The organism is Vibrio sp. 2132-1 (assembly GCF_033344315.1).
On sequence record NZ_JAWPON010000009.1, the window covers coordinates 212,666 to 238,921 of the forward strand.

A 26,256-nucleotide genomic window follows, 5' to 3' on the forward strand; every position below is an offset into this window, starting at 1 on the left:
CTAGCATTCGACCCTGCGCGTGTATCGCAGGTTGTTTTAATGCGCCTGAACGATGAGGTAACAAGGCTTTACTGTTCCCGCAATAAAATCCGCACCTCCATCGATCCGGCGAACACTGGATTTAGATTATGGATATCAAACCATACCGCTTAGCTGCACCTATTTTTATGGTGGCTCTGGTCGCTGCGCCTACCTTGGTTAACGCCGCAGGAAAAGAGACGCACGCAGCGCAAAATTCCGCATCAAGTGAGCGAGCTTCAACGACCAAGCTTGCCCAACTGATCAACGTCGCTTTGAGTAACGATGGCAATCGTAAGCAATACTCTGCGCAATCTGCTGCCATGCGTGAAACGGGCGTCGCGAGTGCGACCTTGATGGACCCAAAACTGAAAGTGGGTTTTGGTGGCTTGCCTGTCGACAGCTTCAAATTCGATGAAGACCCAATGACCAACATCTCCGTTGGTTTAATGCAACAGTTTGAGCGTGGCTCGACGCTTGATTTACAGCAGAAAAAAGCCAATCAACAAGCCGACGGCCTTGGGCTTCAAGTCCATGCTCGTGAGCTTGAAGTAGCCAACAGCATGACTCAACTTTGGTTAGAACTTGGTTACCAGCAACGCGCTGAACAAATCATGCTTGAGAATCGCAAGTTGATGAAGGAGATGGAAAGCTTTATTCAAACCAACTATTCGATTGGTAAGAGTGAAGCGCAAGATCTGCTCAATGCCCAGCTTCAAGTCAGCAAGTTGGATGAGAAACTGCAAGCCAACGCACAAATGCAACGTCGTCTTATCTCTCAACTCTCCGAATGGTTGGGGTCAGATTGGTTGGCAAACGAAGAGGCTCTGCACGCGAGCAATCAACTTAATTGGGACACACTGAACAGCAAACTTGCTGCCAGTCAGGGTTCCACCAAGCATTATCAGCAACTCAGCCAACACCCGATGGTTAAGATGGCCGACGTCAGTATTTCTGCCAATAAAACGCAGGTGGAAATTGCTGAGCAAGCCTACAACCCACAATTTGGCGTCGAAGTAATGTACGCCTACCGCCAAGCCGACAACATGATGGGTGAACCCGCCTCCGATTTGGTCAGCGCTTACCTAACCATGGACATTCCGTTGTTTACGGGTGACCGCCAAGATCGCAATCTCGCGGCCGCTCAATACCAAGTTGGCGCGGCACAATCACAAAAAGACACCTTACTAACGCAGATGAATGCCAAGGTGAACACTCTGTTGGTTGATCGCGGCAACTTAACCCAACGCTTAGAACGTTATCAATCCACCTTATTGCCTCAAGCGAAAGCGCGCATTCAAGCCGTTGAGCGGGGTTATCAAAACAACACAGCGCAGTTTAACGATGTGATTTCCGCCACGACTGACGAGTTGGCTCTGCAATTGGAGCAACAACGTCTACTGACCGATCTCAACATCGCAAACAGCAATTTAGCCACCCTACTCGGTGGTTTCGACTATCAAGTCGAGCAACCAGAACTGTCTGAATTTAAAAAATAATAAGGTAAAACAATGAAAACATTACAAGTTGCAACCATCGCGCTGATTGTTGGTGGTGCTTTAGGGTTTGGTGCTAATCATTTTCTTACGGGCTCGGCTCACGACATGAGTGCGATGGGTGGCGAATCTGCTGCAAGCTCTAATGATCCGCTTTACTGGGTTGCCCCAATGGATCCGAATTACAAACGCGACAAGCCGGGTAAGTCCCCAATGGGCATGGATTTGATTCCGGTTTACGCAGAAGACCTATCCGGTGAACAAGACGCACCGGGTACAGTGACTATTGACCCTTCAGTAGAAAACAACCTCGGGGTTAAAACCGCAAACGCGACACTACAACAACTATCACCACGCATCGAAACGGTTGGCTATATTGCCTTTGATGAAAGTCTGTTATGGCAAACCAACGTTCGTGTGGCGGGTTGGGTAGAAAAACTCTACATCAATGCCGTGGGTGAGAAAGTGAAGAAAGGCGATGTGCTGTTCACGCTCTACTCTCCGGAACTGGTTAAAGCACAAGAAGAATTGCTGAATGCGTACCGCACTGGCCGCAAAGGTCTTGTAAAAGGCGCGACCGAGCGCTTGGTAACGCTTGGTGTTGACCGTGCTCAAATCAAATCCATTACTCGTAGTGGTAAAGCATCGCAAACCATTGAAATCAAAGCGCCTGCTGATGGCGTTATCGCGAGCTTAAACGTGCGTGAAGGTGGCTATTTGTCCCCTGCTCAAGCGGTGATCAGTGCAGGTCCTTTGGACAATGTTTGGGTTGATGCGGAAGTCTTTGAGCGTCAAGCGCACTGGATGAAAGCGGGTTCTCAAGCCACGATGACCCTTGACGCGATTCCGGGCAATGAATGGCAAGGCGTCGTAGATTACGTGTACCCAATCCTTGATCCGAAAACACGTACGTTGCGTGTGCGTCTTAAATTCCCTAATCCAGATGGCGCATTGAAGCCAAACATGTTCGCCAATATTGCTCTGCAGCCTGTTACTGACGACGCAGTATTAACGATTCCTAAATCATCTGTTATTCGCTCTGGCGGTATGACTCGCGTTGTTCTGGCTGAGGGCAAAGGCAAATACCGCTCAGCTCGAATTGAAGTTGGCCGTGAAGCTGGCGAACAAATCGAAGTATTACAAGGACTTAAACAAGGCGATAAGATCGTTACTTCATCTCACTTCATGCTCGACTCTGAATCAAGCCAGTCGGCGGATCTGTCTCGCATCAATGGTGTAGAAGCAGCAGCAGAAACGGCATGGGCCAAAGGTGAGATCACGGATGTGATGAAAGATCACCGTATGCTGACCATCAACCACCAGCCTGTACCAGAATGGGATTGGCCGGGCATGGTAATGAACTTCACTTTCGCAGATGGCGTTGAGATGGGTGACTTGAAAAAAGGTCAGGCTATCGAATTTGAAATGCAAAAGACGGAGTCCGGTCAGTACCAAATCATCGACTACAAGGCAGACAACAGCGTCATTGCCGCAGAGGTTTGGCTAACTGGTGACATTAGCATGCTGATGGCTGATTTTGGCATGATCACCTTAAACCACCTACCGGTTGCAGAATGGAACTGGGATGCAGGCGAGATGAACTTCTCTGTGGGTGAAGACGTTGATCTATCGGGTTTTGAAGAAGGACAGAAAGTTCGGTTTCTAGTTGAAAAACAAGGATCTGACTACGTTCTTAAACAGCTAGTTCCTGCAACAACAGCCGTCGAGGGTTAATTATGATCAATGCTATTATTCGTTGGTCACTGAGCAACCGATTCCTAGTGTTGGTCGCGACCTTAGCCCTTGTATTAGGCGGACTTTACAGTGTAAAGAATACGCCTGTTGATGCGATTCCGGATCTTTCTGATGTGCAAGTGATCATCAAGACAAGCTATCCGGGGCAAGCTCCTCAAGTCGTCGAGGATCAAGTCACTTACCCACTCACCACCGCCATGCTTGCCGTGCCGGGTGCTGAGACAGTTCGTGGCTACTCATTCTTTGGTGACTCTTACGTTTATATCATTTTCAACGATGATACCGACATGTACTGGGCACGTTCACGCGTGTTGGAGTACTTAAGCCAAGTAGCACCCAAGCTGCCACCGAACGCAAAACCAACGCTAGGTCCTGATGCAACGGGCGTGGGCTGGGTTTACAGCTACGTATTACAAGACAAAACCGGCAAGCATGATTTGGCGGATCTTCGCAGCCTGCAAGACTGGTTCTTGAAGTACGAATTGCAAACCGTTGATGGCGTTTCTGAAGTCGCTACCGTCGGCGGTATGGTGAAGCAGTATCAAGTGCAGATTGATCCTGCCAAGCTGCGTGCGTACAACCTCACTCTGCAACAAGTGAACATGGCAATCCAAAACGGTAACCAAGAAACCGGCGCGTCCGTTATCGAAGTGGCCGAAGCCGAGCACATGGTTCGTACCACGGGTTACCTAACCAGCATTGAAGACATTAAATCACTGCCTCTCAAAGTCACTGAGAAAGGCACGCCGTTGCTATTAGGAGACATCGCAGACATTAACCTTGGTCCACAAATGCGCCGTGGTATCTCAGAGCTGAATGGCGAAGGTGAAGCGGTCGGTGGCGTTATCGTGATGCGCTTTGGTGAAAACGCCAGTGAAGTGATTGCGAAGGTCAAAGACAAACTCGCAGACCTACAACGCAGCCTGCCAGAAGGCGTGGAAATTGTTGCAACCTACGACCGTTCTACCCTTATCGATTCAGCGGTAGAAAACCTATGGAAGAAGCTTGCAGAAGAGTTCATCGTCGTTGCGATTGTGTGTGCGTTGTTCCTGTTCCACAGTCGTTCTTCATTGGTTATCGCTCTGAGCCTACCGGTTGGCATTCTCACTGCGTTTATCGTAATGCATTGGCAAGGCATCAATGCCAACATCATGTCCTTGGGTGGTATTGCGATTGCCATCGGTGCCATGGTGGATGGTGCAATCGTGATGATTGAAAACGTTCACAAGCACATTGAACGAACGCCACTGACCGATAAAAACCGCTGGCAAGTAATCGGCAAAGCCGCAGAAGAGGTCGGCGCACCGCTGTTCTTCTCGTTGTTGATCATTACTCTTAGCTTCGTACCAGTGTTCGCCTTAGAAGGTCAGGAAGGCAAGATGTTCTCGCCGCTTGCGTTCACTAAGACTTACGCCATGGCAGCGGCAGCAGGTTTGGCAATCACGCTCGTGCCTGTACTTATGGGCTACTTCATTCGCGGTAAGGTGTTACCGGAACACAAAAACCCGGTTAACCGCGGCTTGGTCGCGTTGTACCGCCCGCTGTTGAACACCAGCTTAAAATACCCTAAGACCATGATTGTTATCGCATTAGGTCTGATGGCATCGGCTTACTACCCAACCAGTAAACTGGGTAGCGAGTTCATCCCGCCGCTGGATGAAGGCGACTTGATGTACATGCCAACGACCTATCCGGGTATCTCAATTGGTAAAGCACGTGAGCTTCTACAACAAACCAACAAGCTGATCAAAACCGTTCCAGAAGTGAAAACCGTATGGGGAAAAATTGGCCGAGCTGAGACCGCAACCGATCCAGCGCCACTCACCATGATTGAAACCGTGATTCAGTTGAAGCCACACGACCAATGGCGTGAAGGGGTAACAACCGAGTCACTGCGCAAAGAGTTCGACAAGCTAGTTCAGTTCCCTGGTCTTACTAACGCTTGGGTAATGCCGATCAAAACGCGTATCGACATGCTGGCAACGGGCATCAAAACCCCTATCGGCATTAAGATCGCCGGACCCGATCTGAAAGTGATTGAGAAGATCGGTTCTCAGTTGGAGCCAATTCTTAATGGCGTACAAGGCACCGCATCGGTTTACGCAGAACGTGTAGCAGGTGGTCGTTATGTCACGATCGACATTAAACGTCGTGCCGCAGCGCGTTATGGCTTAAACATCAAAGACGTTCAGCAAGTGATCTCCACTGCGGTGGGCGGCATGAATGTGGGTGAAACCATCGAAGGCTTGGAGCGTTACCCAATCAACGTTCGTTACCCACAAGACTACCGCGACTCAGTGGTTAAACTGCAAAACCTACCGTTAGTGACACCAAATGGTGCTCGTATTGCACTGGCTGACGTAGCGGACATTCGTTACGAAGACGGCCCTCCGATGATCAAGACGGAAAACGCGCGTCCAAACGGCTGGGTGTTTGTCGACATCGATGGTCGTGACCTTGGCTCTTACGTCGTGGAAGCGCAGCAAGTCGTAGCTGATCAATTGGAACTTCCTGCGGGTTACTCGCTGGCTTGGTCTGGTCAATACGAATACATGGAGCGTGCGAAAGACAGATTGAGTGTCGTGGTACCAATCACCATCGCCATCATTATGCTGCTGCTTTACTTCAGTTTCCGTCGTGTCGGTGAAGTGATGATCATCATGCTTACCCTACCGCTCGCTATGGTCGGTGGTTTGTGGCTCATGCATATCCTCAACTACAACTTCTCGATTGCTGTTGGGGTCGGCTTTATTGCCCTAGCAGGCGTCGCGGTTGAAATTGGGGTCATCATGCTCGTCTACCTCAACCAAGCATGGCACTACAAAAAGCTGGATGCGGAAGAGAGCCAACAGAAGCTTGAGGCGAAAGACCTAACCGATGCCATTCGTGAAGGTGCAGGCCTGCGTGTCCGCCCAGTAATGATGACGGTACTGACGGTCATTATTGGTCTGATTCCGATCATGTACGGCGAAGGTACAGGATCAGAAGTAATGCAACGCATCGCCGCACCAATGATTGGCGGTATGGCATCGGCACTGCTGCTGACGCTGTTGGTACTTCCAGCCATCTTCAAGCTGTGGAAACAACGTGAGTTGCGCCCAAACAACTCAACTCCGAGCCAAACAAGCACGCAAACTGGCAACCAAATCGAAAACGCCGACAGCACAGATCGCACTGGCAACAAGGCTTAATCCCTACCTTCCCCTCAATCAATTCGTTTGGGGGGAAGCAACCAAGTTATTAATGAATTAAAACAAGGATATAAAAATGAAAAAGACACTAATCACTCTTGCTCTAGCCCTAACAACAACGACTGCGTTTGCCCAAATGGATCATTCAAACATGGACCACGCGAACATGGCTCATAGCAACATGAAGCATGAAAATATGGACCACGGCAGCATGAAGATGGACCACAGTAAAATGGACCATTCAAACATGATGGATATGCCGGGCATGTCGGCAGTAGGTATGCCAGCAAAAGGGGCAAAGCCAGACAAGGTGGTACACGTTATCTTGGGTGATGACATGACCATCAAGTTCAAAAAAGACGTTAAGATTGAGCCAAACGATGTGGTGCAGTTTGTAGTCATGAACACAGGTAAGATCAACCACGAGTTTACGATTGGTTCGGCTAAAGAGCAGCTAGAACATCGCGAAATGATGAAAACAATGAGTGGTGATCACATGCACGACTCGGGCAACTCTGTGACGGTCGAACCGGGTAAAGCGAAGCAGTTGTTGTGGCATTTCCACGGTGACAACAAGATTGAGTTCGCGTGCAACATTCCGGGCCATGCAGAAGCGGGCATGGTTAAAAAGATTGAACTGTAAGTAATTATCCAAATAGGCAAAAGGAGCTGATGATTCAGCTCCTTTTATGTCTCTGGAGCAAACTATTCGTTAGCTCATGACAAGGAATTCTGAGCCAGTGTCTCACGCTAAGATATTTTTGTGACCGAATCACTGACGTAATATATAAGCCAAACTACAGGCCTTGATAGCAACACTCTTCTCCCCATATTGAGACTGTTTAAGCGTATTGCGAAGAATCCTACATAAAATAGACATAGATTTAACAGTGCTTAGAGTATTGGCTCGTTATAGTTTACGTGACATCGCTATGGTGCGAACTAAAACTAAAATTGAAGAACACGATCCATGAAAAAGTTATTTTTGTTGGCTGGGCTAATGGTTTGCTCAACCCTAAGTTACGCGTCCCAACTGAATGAGGACATTTCTCTCCTCGAGCAACAAACCTCAAGCAGAATTGGGGTGTCAGTTTGGGATACCCAAGCAGACGAGCGTTGGGATTACCGTGGCGATGAACGCTTCCCACTCATGAGCACATTCAAAACCCTAGCTTGTGCCAAAATGCTAAGTGATATGGACAGCGGTAAGCTAAGTAAAAATGCGACCGCAAAAGTCGATGAGCGCAGTATCGTTGTATGGTCTCCAGTGATGGATAAGCTCGCAGGCCAAAACACACGCATAGAGCACGCGTGTGAAGCCGCTATGTTAATGAGTGATAATACCGCAGCCAACTTAGTATTAAATGAAATTGGCGGCCCTAAGGCCGTAACAATGTTTCTGCGAACAATTGGAGATAAAGCAACGCGCCTAGACAGAATAGAACCTCGCTTGAACGAAGCCACACCAGGCGACAGCCGCGACACAACCACACCTAACGCCATACTAAACACTCTTCGAACTTTGGTCGAAGGCGAAACGTTGTCTTATGAGTCTCGTGTACAATTAAAAATCTGGATGCAGGACAACAAAGTTTCAGACTCGTTAATGCGTTCTGTATTACCAACAGGTTGGTCTATTGCAGACCGTTCTGGTGCGGGAGGTCATGGTTCGCGTGGCATTAACGCGATTATATGGAAGGAAAATCATCGACCTGTTTACATTAGTATTTATGTCACAGAAACCGAGCTCTCACTTCAAGCTAGGGACCAACTCGTTGCGCAGATAAGTCAGTTGATTTTACAAAAGTACAAAGACAATTAAGTCACCACTCACCTGACCCTATTTGTATCCTTTTCTAGCCCTTCTATTCCAGAAGGGCTCATTCTGTACTTCCATCTTAAAAACACCACTTATTGAGTAATGACTTACTTATAAATAGGTATAAGATTTACTTATTTAGGGTGAGTTAACGCCCACATTAAGCAACCAAATGCACACAAACGGCGATAATTAAACCATACTCTTACCAAGAAGCACATTTTCTACAAAATAGCTTCACGTAATTTATTGTTGGTATTTGCAACATTGCCAAGGAGATGTCTATTGAGACTTGAAAGAACTTTTAACCCTGATGACTTATCGATGCAAAACATGGAAAGTCCGATATGTATGCCGATAGGGTTTGTTCACTTTTTAGCTCAATCGGAAACACTACAGCAAGTACTTGATACGGTGGCAGAATGGATAAATCGTATATTTAATTCTGACCGTGCGAGTATCACACTTTATGAAAACAATGATCATTTAAAGGTCTACTCTTTCTCTGGTAGTAAAGCGATTCCCGCTGAATTTTTAGTGCCCATTCATCAAGCGTTTGTTGGCCGAGTGTTCAAAAAGCAACAACTGATGATCTGCGACGATGTTACGCAATCTGATGAGATCGATTGTGTGATGCTCGCATCCAATGGTATGGGTACGTGTATGGACGCGCCTTTAATGCACGGTAAAGTCTGCCTAGGAACGCTTAATGTTGCGCATCATCAAACGCACATTTACACAAACGAACAAGCGGCACAGCTTCAGTGCATCGCTAATTGGATTGCTTTAAACATTGCCCTTCATATACAGATTATGAAAATGGAACACCTCGCCACGACGGATGATCTAACAGGTATTCCAAACCGCAGAGAGTTCATGCGACAAATCGAAAGCCGCCTAAATGAATACCGAACCCAGGGCATTGACTTCCATGTTGCTATTTTAGATCTCGACAATTTTAAAAGCCTCAATGACCGATTTGGTCATGACGCAGGCGATAAATCACTGATCCATGCAGTTAATACTATTAAAAGTCATCTACTTGATTGTGACTTACTTGCCAGAGTTGGCGGTGAAGAGTTTGCCATCGTATTAAGAAGTCGCTCATCACAGCAAGCTCTAGACACATTAGAAACGATTCGTAATGCACTAGAAACGACGACCGTTCAACATTCAGGTTGTGATATGAGCTTCACCGCGAGTATTGGGGTAACTCAAGTCTGTCGTCTCGACGACTCATTTGAACCACTCGTTAAACGCGCCGACTTAGCACTTTACAAGGCAAAAGAAACCGGAAGAAATCGCGTTGAGTTTCATATTGGTGAAGAAAGGTAGAAAAAATAAAAAAAGGTAGCGACTCATTGCGCTACCTTTTATCGATTCTAACCCGCTTAAAATAACTAATACGAACTTTAAGCCAGTTAAAAATAAGAATGAGCAAATTTAATTATGCTTTCTTAAGATCTTTAGCTGGGTAAGTTAGTGTTTTTTCGCCTGCTTTTACATGTGTGTAAAAACCGCCACTGCTTAAACCTGTAACAACCATTTCGCCAAGATCGATACCTTTAGTCGCTACTACTACGTCACCGATTGAAAACATATTGAATACCTTGTTTGTTTAGATTAAGACACTAAGTCGTTGCGCGGTATTTAATACGATATTAGGCAAAGCACCTAATCGAGTTTTTTATCGTAAAGATTAATTTATATTTGTCGTGAACTCTAAGTTTCCACATTGAAAATCACAGGATATTTTCCAAAAAAAGATGCGCTATTCTTGTGAAATACGGTAATATTTTCTAGCATCAAGTGCGGAGGTATTCTCCGCCCTCATTGGAGAAAAATGATGAAGAAAGGCCTAAAAATGCGTGCATTAGAGCGTTCTGATTTGCGCTTTATTCATGAACTGAATAACAACCGAAATATCATGGCCTACTGGTTCGAAGAACCTTACGAGTCTTATGACGAGCTCGAAGAACTTTATCGAAAACATATACATGATGACGCTGAAAGGCGTTTTGTCGTCGAAGATGAAGACGGCATCGTAATTGGCTTAGTTGAGCTGATCGAGATTAACTACATTCACCGCAGCGCGGAATTTCAGATAATCATCGCCCCAGAGCATCAAGGCCGAGGTTATGCGACAGAGATGATTAATCGTGCGTTAGATTACTCATTCTCAATTCTTAATCTACGTAAAATCTACTTATTAGTCGCAGTGGATAACGAAGTCGCTATTCACTTATACAAAAAATGCGGCTTTATCGAAGAAGGTCACCTTGTAGAAGAATACTTTATTAACGGCGCTTACAGCGATGTTAAGCGCATGTATATATTAAAACACCAATACCAGAAAAAGATCGAAGAAAACAACTCAATTCACTAGTTCATTCTATCAAAGTAAAAGCGCAGCTATTTGGGCTGCGTTTTTATTTATTCAAATTGATATTGATATGATAATACGATGCGCTTGTCTGCTTCATCCAAATAGGTGTTGTTGTCCATGACAAACGTCATTACGTTAAAAGAGTGGCGTTTGCTCACGAGGTAACCAAGGCCGATACCACCAAAGAAGCCTTTGTAGTTCTCTCCTTCACTGTTTTCTGAGCCGTAAGTGCCTGCTGCGAAGCTGATTAACGTCAGCTCTTTGGTAAACGATTTCAGCGCAAATGCACCAACGTAACCGCTACTGCCTGAAGAGCTCATCATATTGAAGCCATTCTCTGCACTTGGCGTACCCGTAAAGTTAGGCTCGCTACAGAGACTACTTTCTGCACCGTCACAAACAGGAACATCACCAGTGTTGTACGTATAGCCTGCCATTGGGAAAATTTGGAAGCCTGCTGGCTCAATCCCGAAATAACTTAGCGGCATAAAGGTACCAACGCTGTAGTTGGTTTGATCCGCGCCGTTTACGTATTCATTTTTACCGAAGTTGAAGTTCACGATACCGACCGGAAACAGCCACGAGCCACCAATACGCCACTCGCTCGCATCATCATTGATACGCAGGTTAATTTTGCGCGCTTGGTCAAGCGCAAGTGAGCCCGAGAATGAGATGTTTTGATCATCAAAATCGTAGTTGTTTGCGTAAGACGCGCCAAATTTCGTGATGACTTTTGTTGGGTCATCCGCCAACTTGTTTTTATTGTCTTTTACTCGATGCTCGGCACCATGAGCCAGCGTACTGACCAACAAAGTCGTACACACTAACGCTAGTTTATTTTTCATTTTTTAGTCCTTTGAGATGTTGAATACCCGCACTTAGCTGCGCAGATACTTTTTGAATCATCACTCACTGGATGTGACAGAAGCGCCCTAACTACCTTAGATGGCATGACAGCATCTAGTGCAGGTAGTTAGGGTAGAATGGCCTGTAAGGAAGGCGTTTTAGCGATTAGGAATGATTAGTTTTTCCAGTTGTAGCTCATGCTCATGAAGTACAGAGCAGGCTCATCAAAACCAGCTTGTAAGCGTGGCGTTTCCGACGACTCCATCAAGATCGCTTCAAACGCGAAACCAATTGAGTTTTCTGAATCCAATTTGTAATCAATGCCTGTACCAATGCGGTACGCCTTGCCAGTAGGAACGGTAATGTCACCGTTTGATTGGCTTTCATACATGCTGGTATCGAATGCAAAACCTGCATTCCACATCATTTTTTCATTCAGTTTGTACTGAGTACCCAATGCGATTTGGTAAGTGTCTTGTGTCTCTACATCGACCAATTCTGCAGCCTTAAGCGTGGTTGTGTATTCGCTCCAGTCTTGCCAGTTCACGTTCCACATCACCGCTAGGTCATCATTCACTTCATGGTAAGCACTGAAGATCAGTTGTTGCGGAGCAATGGAGTTGCTGTTGTCGAATTCAAATTCGGTTTCAGAAGAGTAAGACAGACCAAGACGAGTGCCTGGTGTTGCCTCATAAAGCACACCTACTCGACCGTTGACCTGAGTATCTTGGTCTTCGTCATTGAAGTTCAGGGCTCCCTTCGTTTCCACTTCATACATACCGTACTGAATGCCAAGCGCCGCACCCACAGACCAGTGATCATTGATGCGGTAAGAAGCGGAAGGTTGAATGGTCAACGCTTGTGTCGTTGCTGTAGGAATATCTAAATGATTATTCAAAAGACCTTCGTACTCGAGGCCAAGGCCGTAGTTGCCATACAGACCAATACCCAGCGTCCATTTGTCGTTCACTTGTTGGCTGTAAAATGCCGACGCCATAGGAACAAAACCAATCACGTTGCCCGCATCGCTAGTCATCGTGTCTAGTTGCGCGTCACCGTAAAGGCCAATCAGGTTACCAGAGAAAGATTTACCAGAAACATTCGCCAGACCAGCCGGGTTTGCTGCCATTACTGAGGCATCTTGCGCACGAGCCGCCATACCAGCGGATGCCAAACCAATATCCGATGCTGTAGTTTCATAAAGGTATAACCCACCCGCTTGCGCAGCAGCACACGTCAGTAGAGAGCTCGCTACGACGATTTTTGAAAGATTTTTCATGCTAAAACCTATTATTGTTAGGGGAACCCACGCTGCGACGGTGGTTGTATATCAATGAAAGGCATTGGCCAATCGCACACAGCGTGGGGGTGTTGTGGAGTCAGTCAGTTGAAATCAGCGTTATTGCTCGCTCACCTCAAGTTCAGTGGGTTTCTTTCGCTTAAACTTCTCGCGCAGAGATTGCATCATCACGAAGAACACTGGCGTCAGTAACGTGCCTACAAACGTAGAGAGAATCATGCCGCCGAATACTGCAAAGCCCAGTGAGTGACGAGATGCCGCGCCGGCACCCGATGCAATCACCAACGGGAATACCCCCCAAATGAAGGCGAATGCGGTCATCTGTACTGCACGGAAACGAATTCGAGCAGCTTCTTTGGCAGCATCAATGATGGATAAGCCCTTTTTTTCTCGCAGAACTTTGGCAAATTCCACGATAAGAATCGCCACTTTGGCGGACATACCGATCAAGATGACCACACCAATCTGCACGTACAAATCGAACGGTTGTCCCACCAGCAGTAGCGTGCCCATTGCGCCGAGAATCGCGACTGGAACCGCCATCATTACCGCAGCAGGAATAGTCCAGCTTTCGTACTGAGCCACCAAGAACAAGTAGGTGAACAGCAAAGACAATGCGAACGCGATTGGCGCCATGTTGCCTGCTTTCATCTCTTGGTAAGTCATGCCTGACCACTCGTACGAGTAACCACTTGGCAAAGATTCCGCAGCCAGTTTTTCAATGGCTTTTACAACATCACCCGAGCTGTAACCTGGCGCTGGCGCACCGTTCACGGTTGCAGAACTGAACATGTTGTAGTTCGATAAGGTATCAGGGCCGAAGATCGGCTTCACTTTCACTAGCGTTGCCAGTGACACCATTTTTCCAGAGCTTGAGCGAACAAACAGATGGTCGATGTCGTCGATGTTGTCACGGTATTGCTCTTCTGCTTGCACTTTCACTTGGTACGAACGACCAAACAAGTTGAAGTCAGAAATGTAGGCACCGCCCAACTGCGCTTGCAGTGTGCTGAAGATTTCATTCAACGGTACGCCCATCGAAATCGCTTTATCGCGGTCAATATCGATGTAACGTTGCGGAATGTTCGCACGGAAAATCGAGAACGCACGCGCCACTTCAGGCAGTTGATTGATTTGGCCAACAAAATCAGCGGTTGTTTTTGCCAACTCTTGTGGAGAACGGCCCAAGTTGTCTTGCAGCACAAGGTTGAAACCATCCACCGCACCCATGCCTTTGATTGCCGGCGTCGCGAAAACGAACGAAGCGGCATCTGGCGTTGAGTTCAGCATTTGGTTAACTTTGCTCATCAACGCGCGTTGGTGTAACTCAGGGTCTTTACGTTTGCTCCAGTTATCCAGTTTGATGATCAACATGCCCGAGTTTGGAATCGACGCCATGTTAATTACCGAGAAGCCCGCAACCGAAACCACGTTCTCCACACCTTCCATCTGTTTTAGCTCATCAACGTACTTCTTCATTAATGGTGCAGTACGCTGCAATGCTGCTGCGTCTGGCAAACGCATTTCGACCATGAACACGCCTTTATCTTCGTTCGGTACGAAAGAAGAAGGTACGGTCATGAACGCAAATGCCAGCACCGCAATAAGCGCGCCATAAACACCGATACTCAGCACAATACGACGGCTCAAGAAGCCAACTAAACCTTGGTATTTGCGCGTTATTGCTTCAAAACCTCGGTTAAACGCACGCAAAGGCGCAATAGGTTGCGAGTGAGTAGATTTCAACATCAACGCACAAAGCGCTGGCGTTAACGTCAATGCGTTGATCGCAGAGATCAGCACCGATACACAGATGGTGACCGCGAACTGGTTGAACATTCGACCAGAAATACCCGGCAATAGCGCAACCGGTACGAATACCGCCAACAAAATAAGCGTTGTTGCCAATACTGGCCCCGTCACTTCTTTCATAGCTTGGATAGTGGCCGGAATCGGGTCTAAATGCTCTTCATGAATAACCCGCTCCACGTTCTCTACCACGATGATCGCATCGTCCACCACGATACCGATGGCGAGGATCAAGCCAAACAACGAGATCGTGTTAATGGTCATGCCCATCACGCCCATGATTGCGAAAGTCGCAATGATGGAAACCGGAATCGCTAAGGTTGGAATAATGGTCGCTCGCCAGTTCTGCAAGAAAACGTACACAACGAAGGTGACAAGAAGTACCGCAATCACCAGCGTCTCATACACTTCATCAATCGATGTCTCTACGTATTCGGTAGAGTCATACGCGATGTCATAGACCAAATCATCTGGGAACGATTTCTCGTGCTCTTTCATGGCCTCTTTCACGCGTTCCATCACGTCTAGCGCGTTCGCGGTCGGCAACTGGTACAAGGCCAGAACGGCGGCTGGTTCGTTATTCATACGACCATCAGCTTCGTAACCTTGTGCGCCAACTTCGACACGAGCCACATCTTTCAAGCGAATCAAAGAACCTTTCTTGCTCGCACGGATGATGATGTTCTCGAACTCTTCCGCAGAAGTAAGGCGGCCTTTGGTTTGCAAAACATATTGATATTGCTGGTCGCCCGGAGCTGGCATACCACCGATCTTACCCGCCGCCACTTGGATGTTTTGCGTTTTAATTGCGCCGATAACATCGCTAGCAGAAAGCTTCAAGGTGGCCAATTTATTTGGGTTCAACCAAATACGCATTGAGTAGTCTTTCTTACCCAGCAGCGTAATGTCACTCATACCTTCGATACGTTTTAGACGCTCAACGATATTGAGATCCGCGTAGTTAGAAAGGTAGATACTGTCGTAAGACTGTTTCGGAGAACGCAGTGTGATAACGCCCAGCATGTCGGAAGATTTCTTCTTAACCGTCACACCGATTTGGTTTACTTCTTGTGGTAGAGACGACGTCGCCTGTGCCACCAAGTTGTTCACACGAACCTGTGCCATATCGCCATCTGCGCCCACTCGGAAGTAAATACGCAATGTGTATGAGCCATCGTTACCAATCACAGAAGACATGTAAATCATGTCTTCAACGCCGTTGACTTTGGCTTCTATCGGTTGTGCTACGGTCTTTTTAACCACGTCCGCGTTTGCACCCGGATACATGGTGCTCACCGTAATTACCGTTGGAGAGATTTGAGGATACTCAGAAATTGGCAAGACTTTCAGGGCGATCATACCCATCAATGTCATCGCCAGTGAGATCACCAAAGCAAACTTCGGCCGGTGAATGAAAAATTTACTTAACATCAGTACTCACTCAGCCTTGTTCACTCTGTAGTTCAACGTCTTTCACCGTTGCACCCGGACGCACTTTTTGAAGACCATTGACGATGACTTTTTCGTTAGCCGCCAAACCAGTCAGCACAGCACGTTTCACACCGTAGGTCTGACCGAGTTCAACGTTACGACGAGACACCACGTGATCATCACCAACCACCATGACGTAGTCACCCGCTTGGTCTTGTTGAACAGCCGCCGATGGGATAAGCAAACCATCAATGGTTTTGTTGCGCAGCTTGATGGTCAAGTTGCCATATTCACCCGGCATAAGCGCGTAAGTTGGATTATCGAATTGTGCTTCTGCTCGAATTGAGCCTGTTTCTAAATCGATCTTATTGCCAACGGCGTAGATCTTGCCATCAAGCGGATACAATGAACCGTCTGAAAGCGTCAGTGTTAAATCAACATCCAGTTTGTCATCGTTACGATGAGCCACATCAATCGCACTTCTTACGCGGCGGTAGAGCTTCTCATCCACATCAAAGCCAAAGCGAATTGGGTCTACTTGAGTGATCGAAACAAGAGGAACGAGTTGAATTTTCGAAATACGGTCACCCACTCGGAAGTTGCTGAAACCCACGCGACCAGAGAAAGGAGCACGCACAGAGCTAAATTCAAGATCGAGCCTTGCTGAAACCAGCGTCGCCTTCGCCTCTTCTACCGAAGCAATCGCTGCGGCTTGCGCGGCAATGGCGTCATCGTATTGCTGCTCACTGATGCTTTTATCTTTGATGAGTTTCTTCACACGTTCTGCATCACGCGTAGTTTGAACGAGTTGTGCTTTTGCTTTTTGCAACGACGCTTTTGCATACGCCAGTGCCGCTTTGTAAGGACGGTCGTCGATTTCAAACAACAATTGGCCTTTTTCGACCATATCGCCATCTTTAAAATGAATCGCGGTTAATTCGCCACCGACTCGCGGCATAATATCAACGTCATTTACCGCTTCAGTTCGACCGATAAAAGTATGATAAGGAGTGATTTTTGTTTCGGTTAGGGTAACGGTTTCAACAGAGGGTGCTTGGGCTGTTTTCGTTGCGATATCGCCAGTTTTGCATCCTGATAGTAATGCAGAAGATATAGCAATAGATACCAACGCAAATTTATATTTGGCTTTCATGATAAACCTACTTTATTTAGAAAGTGCCCTAGCCTAAATATTTAAATATATGGATAAACACACTTTCTATTCTGGAAATAAACGAGGGAGTTAGAATTGGTAGTTAAATTCGATACGGTGATCACCATCACCGAAATTAACGTGCTCATTCCAGTTTGCAAAGTAACGAATATTTGCGCGAGGATTAATTTGATAAGACAACGCAAACTCATGAGTCAAGATATTATCTTCACCCGCGTAATAAGTATCTTTATATTGACTAGACCCTGACAACGTATGCATATACATTGGGTTGTAGTTAATCCAGATTTTATCGGTTAATTCAATTTTTGAGTACATACCCACAACAGTGAAAGTACCTGGAATTTCATAACCTTTGTCATCACCACTAAAATCATTAGCAATAGTGACACCCGCACCAGCTAAAGGAAATAGCTGCAACATACCAAACTTAGGTAGACCTTGAATAAAGCTATAAGATGCATCTAATTTATCGTTATCAACGTCGTAGTTTACATCTAATTGACGGCCTAGACCTTTTGCGACTTCTACTTGGAAATTACGTAGTCGGAAAGAGTCAATGCTGTCATCAACGTTGGCATATATTGGATCGTCATTGTCGCGAATGCCAAATAGCTCACCACCAATGCCTTTCATTTCAATGATGTTCATCGCCATGGTACCAGGCTGGCTAGATTGGTAAGTTTGACCGATTTTGATGTTCGCGCCTTTATCAGTAATACCAAAGCCAGCTTGGGTGTATACCGCAAGTGGGTCAGACATATCTTGTAGTTCTTCGCTATTGTTTGTTTGCGCATAGGCAGAAGACGCGAGTTGTAGGGCTGCAACCACAATGGCAACAGACGGTTTCACTAAATTCATAAAACTGTATCCATTTTAATGATTATAAAATTATTCACGTCATGAGGTCATCATAAATAGCAAGCAACACAACTCGCTTTGGATAACATAAATTATCAAAGCAAATTCAATAATGACGAAACATTCGACGTTTTAATTAAAATAAAATAAAGCATCGTAAAAGTTCAATCACCGCTACTTATATCTTATATAACTTGAAATTTGGTAATACTAATGAAGAAGGAAATATTAAAAATTATGAAAATTCAATTATCATTAGAACAAATGATTAATTAATTTTACCATATAAATAGAGAGTGCAATGGATTTAGGTGATCGCGATCAATGTTTCATTTCGATCGTACCACACTCTTCAGATTAATTAGAACATTATAATAATGTAAAAAACCTTAGTTTGATTAGCCTAGCATCAGATTAGAATAGTAGGCCTATAATAAATAAAAAGGAATCACTCTCTGTGATTCCCTTTTATTATCGAGCGATAAAGCGCCGATGCGTTTCGATAACTAAAACGCAAACAATTCGCACTATTGCAGTCTCTCTATTCCCATATTGAACAGTGCAAAACTATAAATATCTGCATTTGTCTCAATTATTTTACGCGTTGGTGTGCCTGCACCATGTCCTGCATTGGTTTCGATGCGAATTAAGGTCGGATTTGAACCCGCTTGCTTCGATTGCAACTCAGCAGCAAATTTGTATGAGTGAGCAGGAACAACACGGTCATCATGATCACCGGTTGTAATCAATGTTGCTGGGTATTCCACCCCTGCTTTTACATTGTGCACCGGCGAATAACTTTTCAGATATTGGAACATCTCTTTACTTTGCTCTGCCGTGCCGTAGTCATACGCCCAACCAGCACCTGCGGTAAAAGTATGGTAACGCAGCATATCCAGTACGCCGACTGCTGGCAGCGCCACTTTAAACAGCTCTGGACGTTGCGTCATAACGGCCCCTACTAACAAGCCACCATTCGATCCACCGTTAATGGCTAACTTGTTTGATGACGTTACCTTTTCATCAATTAGGAATTCAGCCGCAGCAATAAAGTCATCAAACACATTTTGCTTTTGCATTTGAATGCCAGCGTTGTGCCATTCTTTGCCATATTCCCCACCACCACGAATGTTCGCTACCGCGTAAACACCACCAAGCTCTAACCAAGCCGCACGTGTCGGGCTAAAAGATGGCGTGAGGCTAATGTTGAAACCGCCATAACCATATAGGATGGTTGGTGCACTGCCGTCCATCGGTGTCCCTTTTTTATAGGTGATGATCATCGGCACTTTTGTTCCGTCTTTTGAGGTGTAAAACACCTGGCGAGATTCATACAAAACAGGGTCAAATGGCGCTTTAGATTTGTAGTACACCTCGCTATCACCGTCTTTGATGTTCAGACGATAGGTAGTGCTTGGCATCTTGTAGTTGGTGAAAGAATAGTAGACTTCGGTTTCTTCTTTTTTCCCCGAGAAACCGTATGCGCTGCCAATATCAGGCAATTTGATTTCTCGGATGAGTTTGCCGTTCATGTCGTATTGCTTCACCATCGAGATCGCATCAACAATATAGCTCGCAAACAAATTGCCACCCGCGGTAGAAACACGTAACACGTTCTTTGTGTCAGGAATCACATCTTTCCAGTTTTTGGGCTGCGGCTGACTTGCATCCACCGTCACGACGCGTTTGTTCGGCGCATTAAGGTTCGTAACCAAGTACAGTTTCGTGCCTTGGTTGTCTATCACCCAAGTATCAGAACTGGTGTTATCTAAAATGGTTTTGAGCGAGCTATTTGGCTTACTCAGGTCTTTGAAGAACAGTTTGTTGCCCGACGTCGATACGCTAGCTGAGATAAACAAGTAGCGTTCATCTTCCGACGTGTAACCCCCAACGTAGCGATACTTTTCGTCCTTTACACCACCGAAAATTAATTGGTCTTCACTTTGTTTCGTCCCTAGTTTATGAAAGTAGAGCTTGTGTTGGTCTGTCTTCGCGGAAAGTTCACTCCCTTTTGGCTTGTCATAACTTGAGTAATAGAAGCCTTGATTGCCGAGCCAACTGATGCCACTGAACTTAATATCCACCAACGTTTCGCCGACGGGCTTTTTGGTTTCTGTGTCTAACACAATGACTTTGCGCCAATCGCTACCGCCTTCCGAAATGCTGTATGCAACCAAAGAACCATCACGTGAAAAGTTCACTCCCGCTAACGATGTGGTGCCATCTTCACTAAAAGTATTTGGATCGAGGAAAATTTCTGCTTCACCATCACCTAGCTGCCGATAAAGCACGTCTTGGTTTTGTAACCCGTCATTTTTGTAGAAGTAAGTGAACTTACCCTCTTTGAACGGCTGGCTTTGTTTTTCGTAATCCATGAGCTTAGTGATGCGCTCTTCAATCTGCTCGCGGTAAGGGATTTTCGCCAGATAATCAAACGTCACTGCATTTTGCGCCTTCACCCATTCTGCGGTTTCTGGGCTGAGATCGTCTTCCAACCAGCGATAAGGATCACTCACTTTTGTACCAAAGTAGTCATCGACAATATCCACTTTTTGTGTGGTTGGATACGTGATGGCTTTCGGGCTTACCTGTTCAACCGACGATTGCGCCGCTTCATTGGCATGCGCCACAGACAACACACTTCCGAGTGCGAGAGCGGTTGTGAGTGCTAGGGTGTTCTTTTTCATGAAATTCCTTTTTATTTTTCTGTTGTCTTTTTGTGCAATACATCAGAACTCTACTATATATCGACAAAATGAATCTAATTTCATTAAACGAGTTGTGAAAGCCATCCTAACTCCCTCATTTCCTTACAGTTCTACAAACTAGTAAGTGGAAGTGTAGAACTTGGGAACAATACTGAAGAGCTACGATGACGTTTACTCTCTTTCGTCTAAGTCAGCTCGATTTGGCGCAAAACCCCAGACTCAGAAGCGAAATCTTGGTCGTGACTAATCAGAACAAATCCACCTTTGTATACATTTAACGCCTGACTAAGCATTACTTTTGACTCGAGATCGAGATGGTTATCTGGTTCATCGAGCAGCAGCAAAGGCTGGGAGTGTTGATGGCTGACGATCAGCATTGCGAGCTTCATCTTCTCGCCACCGCTTAGTACGCATCCCAACCGAAACACAGCGTCTCGACGAAAACCGATCCCCGCCAATAAGGTTCTCGCTTCACTTTCCGTCATCTCTTGGCAGGTCTCCATTACGTTCTCAAGTAACGAAAGATTTGGATTCACTGCGCCAAAGTGTTGGTCGAGATAATACAAGGGGGTATTCACTTGCAGCTCACCACTCAGCAACGACAACTCGCCAAGCAACGTCTTTAACAAGGTTGACTTTCCGCAGCCATTTTTCCCTTTGAGATGGACTTTATCGTTCGCAAAAATCTGCAAAGTGATAGGAGTAGAATCCCCAAAAGGCAATATACCTTCTTGTATCGACAACACTTTTCTCGAACGGTTCGGATTATCTGCAAGATAAAGCTTTTGCGCTTTGAGCTGCTCATGTCGCGATTGCAACGCCCGCTCTTTGGCTTGTAAATGCGCTTGTCTGAGTTGCTCATTCTTATTGCGATTTGAGGCGCTGGCGGTCGCGCTATCCTTTTTGCCATCAAGCAAAATTTTGGGCTGACTGCCGTCTTTGCGCAGTTTGTTCCCTTGCGCGGCGCGTTGGTCTGCTTTTTCGCGATTTTTCTGGGCTTGCTCAGCTAACCGTTTTTTGTGTTTATCGACCTGCGCTAACTGCCTTTCGACCGCTTGTAACTCAGTGCGTTTTTGCTCGGCATACACATCGTAATTTCCACCAAAAACTTGTAAGCCTAGGCCCGATAGTTCCCAAATTTCCTCCATCTCTCGTAGCAGCTCACGATCGTGACTGATGAGTAAAATCGCGCCACCGAAATGCCTCATAGACTCTATCAGCCATTGTTTCGCCTCGGTATCGAGGTGATTGGATGGCTCATCAAGAATCAAAAGCTCCGTTTCGTTTTCAAACAACTGCCATAACTGCAAACGTGCCAACTGACCACCACTGAGCCGAGCACAAGAGAAATCAGGGTCTTGCGGCAAGCCCATCGCAGCAAGCTGCTGTTTGAGTTTCTGTTCAATATCCCACTGTTCGCCAACCAGTTCGAACCAATGCTCAGAAACATCACCTTGTTCAATCTGCTTCAAAGCATGTAAGACCGAGTCTGTTCCCAGAAACTGGGCGATCGATTGCTGGCCTGAAAGCAGATCAGACGGCTGCTGGCGATACATCATGAAAGAAGAGGGAGAAGTCACAACACCGCTGGCAGGCTGAGTTTCTCCCGCCAAAATGGAAGCCAAAAGCGACTTACCGATGCCATTGCGCCCAACCAAACCAACACGTCGTTTAGTCATGGAACAAGAAATAGACTGAAATAGCGTCTCGCCATTATCAAACTGATGGCTAACATTAAAAGCTTGTAAAACCGGCATAATTTGCCTCCTGTATGACAGGGACAACAGCCGTAGCTATGATTTGAAATTGCAACAAAACGCGTGCAAAAACGCATTAAGCTCTATGTAAAGTTCGACGATATACGTCAAATCAAAAAGTCGTCTTGTTGCAAAGAAATATCGGAAAGTGAGCTACGCCTACTAACCCTGCAGATCCAAAAAATAAGTAAAAATATGGATGACAGGTTTAGTTCTTCATGTTGGCGTAATCTCCTAGAGAAATGATGCGCAGAGTGTAGTCGCTTTTTTGTTCAAAAAGCAAGCTTTCTAACCAAATGCGAACAAAAAGAAAGTTTCACAGTAAGTTGTTATATCACATTAACTTTTTAACAAGTCTTTGAACAATTTCGAGATCTTAGCAACACAATTTTTATCCAAGCCATACTATGCTTAGGGTAAAGAAAATCCACATAAGGGCGTGGTTATGAAATACAAACATATCCTTGTTGCACTCGAACTGTCAGATGAAAGCACCGTGCTTATCGACAGAGCGGTATCAATGGCAAACTATCTCGACTCCGATATCTCCTTTATTCATATTGATGGTACGCACGGAGAAATCTATCGTGAGCTTGTAGACATTAAAGAAAACCCGGATCAAAGGCCGTTGAATGAGCATTCAATGGAATGTTTAAAAACATTTAGTGATTACATGGATTACCCACTTAAACATTTCTTCGTAGGTACTGGCGACTTGGCTGATAAATTAGAGGTCACCATTAAAGAGCAAGAAGTGGATCTTCTGATTTGTGGTCACCACCAAGATTTCTGGAGCAAGATTATTTCTTACTCCAGACACTTAATTAACAAGTCACCGGTGGATATTCTAGTCGTCCCTATTCATGATTAGTAAAACGTAACGCTTCCCAAAACCACCAATTTATTTGGTGGTTTTTTATTGATATTGAAACAGCTTAAACAGTTTTCCAAACTAGCTTGGCGATCATTTATGAGTTACATTTTCTAACCAACCCGCGCTCCTACTGGGCATGGTTATTTAGATAGCAAGGATCCCTATGGCAAATAAAAAAGTACTCATTCTCTTTGCTCATCCTTCCCAGCATCGTTCAGAAGTGAATACTCCACTTTTCAAAGAAGCTCAAAAAATTGAAGGCGTGACATGTGTTGATCTCTATGGCGAATACCCTCGTTTCGATATTAATATCGACCGTGAGCAGCAACGCCTACGTGAGCATGACGTGGTGATTTTCCAATTCCCACTATATTGGTATTCAACGCCTGCAATTTTAAAAGAGTGGCAAGATCTGGTTTTGGAATATGGCTTTGCTTACGGTACAGATGGCACAGCACTGCAAGGTAAGACCATGCTTTGTGTGCTGTCTGCAGGGGGTAAAGAAGAAGCTTATAAGGCAGAGGGCTACAACCACTTTACGATTCGTCAACTGCTTGCGCCTATTGAACAAATGTCCGCACTGACAGGCATGAACTACATTGCCCCTCTCGCGATGTTTGGCGCACGTACAGCAGATGAAGAAGGGCGAATCCCTCGTCATGTTGAGCGGTACAAGAGCCTGCTAACAGCTTTAGTCGAAGATAGGTTGGATGTTGAAGCTGCGGCGTCATTAATCAAGCTTAACAGCGCATTGCCAGAGCTCATTAAGGAGGCTTCATGACAGGGATATTCTTACAAGCCTTCGTATATTTGATTGCTGCTGTAATTGCAGTCCCACTTGCTAAGCGTTTGGGACTTGGGTCCGTTTTAGGCTATCTCATCGCAGGTGTGGTCATTGGCCCAATTATCGGTTTAGTCGGTGAAGAAACAACAACAATCCAGCACTTTGCCGAGTTTGGCGTGGTGATGATGCTGTTTCTCGTTGGCTTAGAGCTCGAACCCAAAATGTTGTGGGCAATGCGCAATCGCTTAATGGGCTTAGGAGGTCTGCAAGTCGGCGGTACCGTCGCGGCGATTATGGGTATTGCCTTGTATTTTGACCAGCCTTGGACCATAGCCTTAGCCATAGGTTTGATCTTCGCCCTCTCTTCTACTGCGATTGTTTTGCAAACTTTTAGCGAAAAAGGATTAACGAAGACGGAAGGTGGACAAAACGCTTTCTCCGTGTTGCTTTTTCAAGATATTGCAGTGATACCAATGTTGGCGTTCATTCCTCTATTGGCCTTACCTGAATTAATTGAACAGGCACAGTCCGCGGCTCAAACAGCCGCAGCGCACCATGAAGAATTAAGCCTCGTTGCGGGGTTGCCCGGCTGGGCATACGGCATCGTAATCACAGCATCGATTGCAATCGTCGTCGTTGGTGGACACTTTTTAAGTCGACCTCTGCTCAATTATGTGGCTAGCTCTGGTTTGCGAGAAATCTTTACCGCAACTGCACTCATGCTGGTCATTGGTATCGCTGCGCTGATGAGCTTAGTGGGCTTATCTCCTGCCTTAGGAACCTTCTTGGCTGGCGTTGTATTGGCGAACAGTGAATTCCGCCACGAGTTAGAATCCAACATCGAACCATTTAAAGGCCTATTGTTAGGTCTGTTCTTTATTACCGTTGGCGCAGGGATCAACTTCTCGGTCCTTTTTGGTGATTTCTGGTTGGTCATGGCATTGACCATTGGCGTGATGGTTTTGAAAGCCTTGGTGCTGTTTATTCTTGCACTGATATTTAGGGTGAAAGGCAGCAACCGCTGGCTGTTTACCCTAAGCTTGGCTCAAGCAGGTGAATTCGGCTTTGTGCTTCTAAGCTTTTCAGTGCAAAACCACGTCATCCCATTTGAACTTTCACAAACTCTTGCGTTAGTGGTTGCGATTTCGATGTTCCTGACACCAGGTTTGTTTATTCTGTTTGATAGAGTGATTCTGCCGCGCTTTGAAAGCCAGTCAAATGAACGCGAAAGCGATACGATTGAGGAAACAGGCACGGTGATCATCGCCGGCATCGGCCGCTTTGGACAAATAGTGAATCGCCTATTGGTATCAAACGGCGTGACTACCGTGGTACTTGACCATCAATCTGACCAAGTCGATAACATGCGCCAGATTGGCACTCGCGCCTATTTTGGCGACGCGACTCGACCAGATATGCTACATACAGCCGGCATTGAGCACGCCGCTGCGTTGGTTGTGGCGATTGATAACCAAGAATCGAGTGTAGAACTGGTGAAGTACGTTAAGCACACGTACCCAAAAGTAACAGTGATTGCACGTGCCTTTGACCGTGGACATGGCTATCTTTTGCGTCAAGCGGGAGCTGATATTATTGAATCAGAGACCTACCATTCTGCATTGGAGATGGGCGGTCACACAATGAAAGCACTTGGCATTCACCCCTTCTTTGTTGAACAACAGAAGGCGACATATAAGCGTGTTGAAGCACGTAAGTCAGAAATACTCTACAAAGCTTGGGAAGATGATTCTGAAGGTGAACGCTATGACAACAATTTCCGACAACTGTTTATTCAGTTAGAGGAGAAAATGGCGGAAGAGATGCAAAAAGATCGTCATGACAAACTATCGCGGTCAGAACGTGGTTGGACACCGCCACCTAAAGGTTACGCCGATGACTTTAATGAAGATAACGTCCAAGAGCTAACACCACCAAGAGAAGAGCCTATCCAACGATAACGCACTCCATATTAAAAACCTCCCGCTTGGGAGGTTTTTATTTTTTCAGTACAGAGCCACACGCCGTGCAGGATAAAATGATCTTCTCG

The 26,256-nt window shown here is 45.9% G+C and carries 18 protein-coding genes; 10 read left to right on the top strand and 8 right to left on the bottom strand.

Annotated features, from left to right (window positions below):
• Window positions 1–128: 128 nt before the first annotated feature.
• From R8N47_RS12475 to R8N47_RS12500, 6 genes are all read left to right on the top strand, one after another.
• Window positions 129–1,517, top strand: a complete 1,389-nt coding sequence (locus R8N47_RS12475; RefSeq protein ID WP_064354571.1) for a TolC family protein — start codon at window positions 129–131, stop codon at window positions 1,515–1,517.
• Between the two features lie 12 nt (window positions 1,518–1,529).
• Window positions 1,530–3,248, top strand: a complete 1,719-nt coding sequence (locus R8N47_RS12480) for an efflux RND transporter periplasmic adaptor subunit (RefSeq protein ID WP_064354570.1) — start codon at window positions 1,530–1,532, stop codon at window positions 3,246–3,248.
• Between the two features lie 2 nt (window positions 3,249–3,250).
• Complete coding sequence (locus R8N47_RS12485) at window positions 3,251–6,460, top strand: efflux RND transporter permease subunit (RefSeq protein ID WP_064354569.1); 3,210 nt, start codon at window positions 3,251–3,253, stop codon at window positions 6,458–6,460.
• Between the two features lie 76 nt (window positions 6,461–6,536).
• Entirely contained in the window at window positions 6,537–7,103 is a 567-nt protein-coding gene (copI, locus tag R8N47_RS12490; RefSeq protein WP_064354568.1) for a copper-resistant cuproprotein CopI, read from the top strand.
• 327 nt (window positions 7,104–7,430) lie between these two features.
• On the top strand, window positions 7,431–8,282 hold the full coding sequence (locus R8N47_RS12495; protein WP_005375420.1) for a carbenicillin-hydrolyzing class A beta-lactamase CARB-42: 852 nt from the start codon (window positions 7,431–7,433) through the stop codon (window positions 8,280–8,282).
• A gap of 282 nt (window positions 8,283–8,564) precedes the next feature.
• Window positions 8,565–9,614 (top strand): sensor domain-containing diguanylate cyclase, encoded by a 1,050-nt coding sequence (locus tag R8N47_RS12500; protein WP_053303796.1) that lies wholly within the window; start codon window positions 8,565–8,567, stop codon window positions 9,612–9,614.
• 112 nt (window positions 9,615–9,726) lie between these two features.
• On the opposite strand, the gene R8N47_RS12505 is transcribed toward R8N47_RS12500, so the two are convergent.
• Entirely contained in the window at window positions 9,727–9,879 is a 153-nt protein-coding gene (locus R8N47_RS12505; protein ID WP_005375418.1) for a hypothetical protein, read from the bottom strand.
• A gap of 246 nt (window positions 9,880–10,125) precedes the next feature.
• Here R8N47_RS12505 and speG point away from each other — a divergent pair, with 246 nt between their 5' ends.
• Window positions 10,126–10,665 (top strand): spermidine N1-acetyltransferase, encoded by a 540-nt coding sequence (gene speG / locus R8N47_RS12510; protein ID WP_005375417.1) that lies wholly within the window; start codon window positions 10,126–10,128, stop codon window positions 10,663–10,665.
• A gap of 47 nt (window positions 10,666–10,712) precedes the next feature.
• Here speG and R8N47_RS12515 read toward each other — a convergent pair whose 3' ends face one another.
• The 7 genes from R8N47_RS12515 to R8N47_RS12545 form a co-directional block, all read right to left on the bottom strand.
• A complete protein-coding gene (locus tag R8N47_RS12515; protein ID WP_005385112.1) occupies window positions 10,713–11,510 on the bottom strand; it encodes a hypothetical protein in 798 nt (265 codons plus the stop codon).
• Window positions 11,511–11,686: 176 nt separating this feature from the next.
• The gene (locus R8N47_RS12520; RefSeq protein WP_053350522.1) at window positions 11,687–12,790 is read right to left on the bottom strand and encodes an OmpP1/FadL family transporter; all 1,104 of its coding nucleotides are present in this window, start codon (window positions 12,788–12,790) and stop codon (window positions 11,687–11,689) included.
• Between the two features lie 120 nt (window positions 12,791–12,910).
• On the bottom strand, window positions 12,911–16,051 hold the full coding sequence (gene vmeQ, locus R8N47_RS12525; protein WP_171345483.1) for an efflux RND transporter permease subunit VmeQ: 3,141 nt from the start codon (window positions 16,049–16,051) through the stop codon (window positions 12,911–12,913).
• A 10-nt stretch (window positions 16,052–16,061) separates the two neighbouring features.
• Window positions 16,062–17,204: an efflux RND transporter periplasmic adaptor subunit VmeP gene (gene vmeP / locus R8N47_RS12530; protein ID WP_017635246.1), complete on the bottom strand. Its 1,143-nt coding sequence runs from the start codon at window positions 17,202–17,204 to the stop codon at window positions 16,062–16,064.
• A 90-nt stretch (window positions 17,205–17,294) separates the two neighbouring features.
• Entirely contained in the window at window positions 17,295–18,086 is a 792-nt protein-coding gene (locus R8N47_RS12535; protein WP_017821525.1) for a hypothetical protein, read from the bottom strand.
• Window positions 18,087–18,613: 527 nt separating this feature from the next.
• Complete coding sequence (locus tag R8N47_RS12540; protein WP_064354566.1) at window positions 18,614–20,773, bottom strand: prolyl oligopeptidase family serine peptidase; 2,160 nt, start codon at window positions 20,771–20,773, stop codon at window positions 18,614–18,616.
• A 206-nt stretch (window positions 20,774–20,979) separates the two neighbouring features.
• Entirely contained in the window at window positions 20,980–22,551 is a 1,572-nt protein-coding gene (locus R8N47_RS12545) for an ATP-binding cassette domain-containing protein (RefSeq protein WP_064354565.1), read from the bottom strand.
• Window positions 22,552–22,996: 445 nt separating this feature from the next.
• Here R8N47_RS12545 and R8N47_RS12550 point away from each other — a divergent pair, with 445 nt between their 5' ends.
• The 3 genes from R8N47_RS12550 to R8N47_RS12560 all read left to right on the top strand — a co-directional run bounded on the left by R8N47_RS12550 (window position 22,997) and on the right by R8N47_RS12560 (window position 26,167).
• Window positions 22,997–23,422 (top strand): universal stress protein, encoded by a 426-nt coding sequence (locus R8N47_RS12550; RefSeq protein WP_005375398.1) that lies wholly within the window; start codon window positions 22,997–22,999, stop codon window positions 23,420–23,422.
• Between the two features lie 166 nt (window positions 23,423–23,588).
• On the top strand, window positions 23,589–24,206 hold the full coding sequence (locus R8N47_RS12555; RefSeq protein WP_005375391.1) for an NAD(P)H-dependent oxidoreductase: 618 nt from the start codon (window positions 23,589–23,591) through the stop codon (window positions 24,204–24,206).
• On the top strand, window positions 24,203–26,167 hold the full coding sequence (locus R8N47_RS12560; RefSeq protein WP_005375390.1) for a monovalent cation:proton antiporter-2 (CPA2) family protein: 1,965 nt from the start codon (window positions 24,203–24,205) through the stop codon (window positions 26,165–26,167). Before R8N47_RS12555 ends, R8N47_RS12560 begins: the two co-directional genes overlap by 4 nt.
• Window positions 26,168–26,256 lie beyond the last annotated feature (89 nt).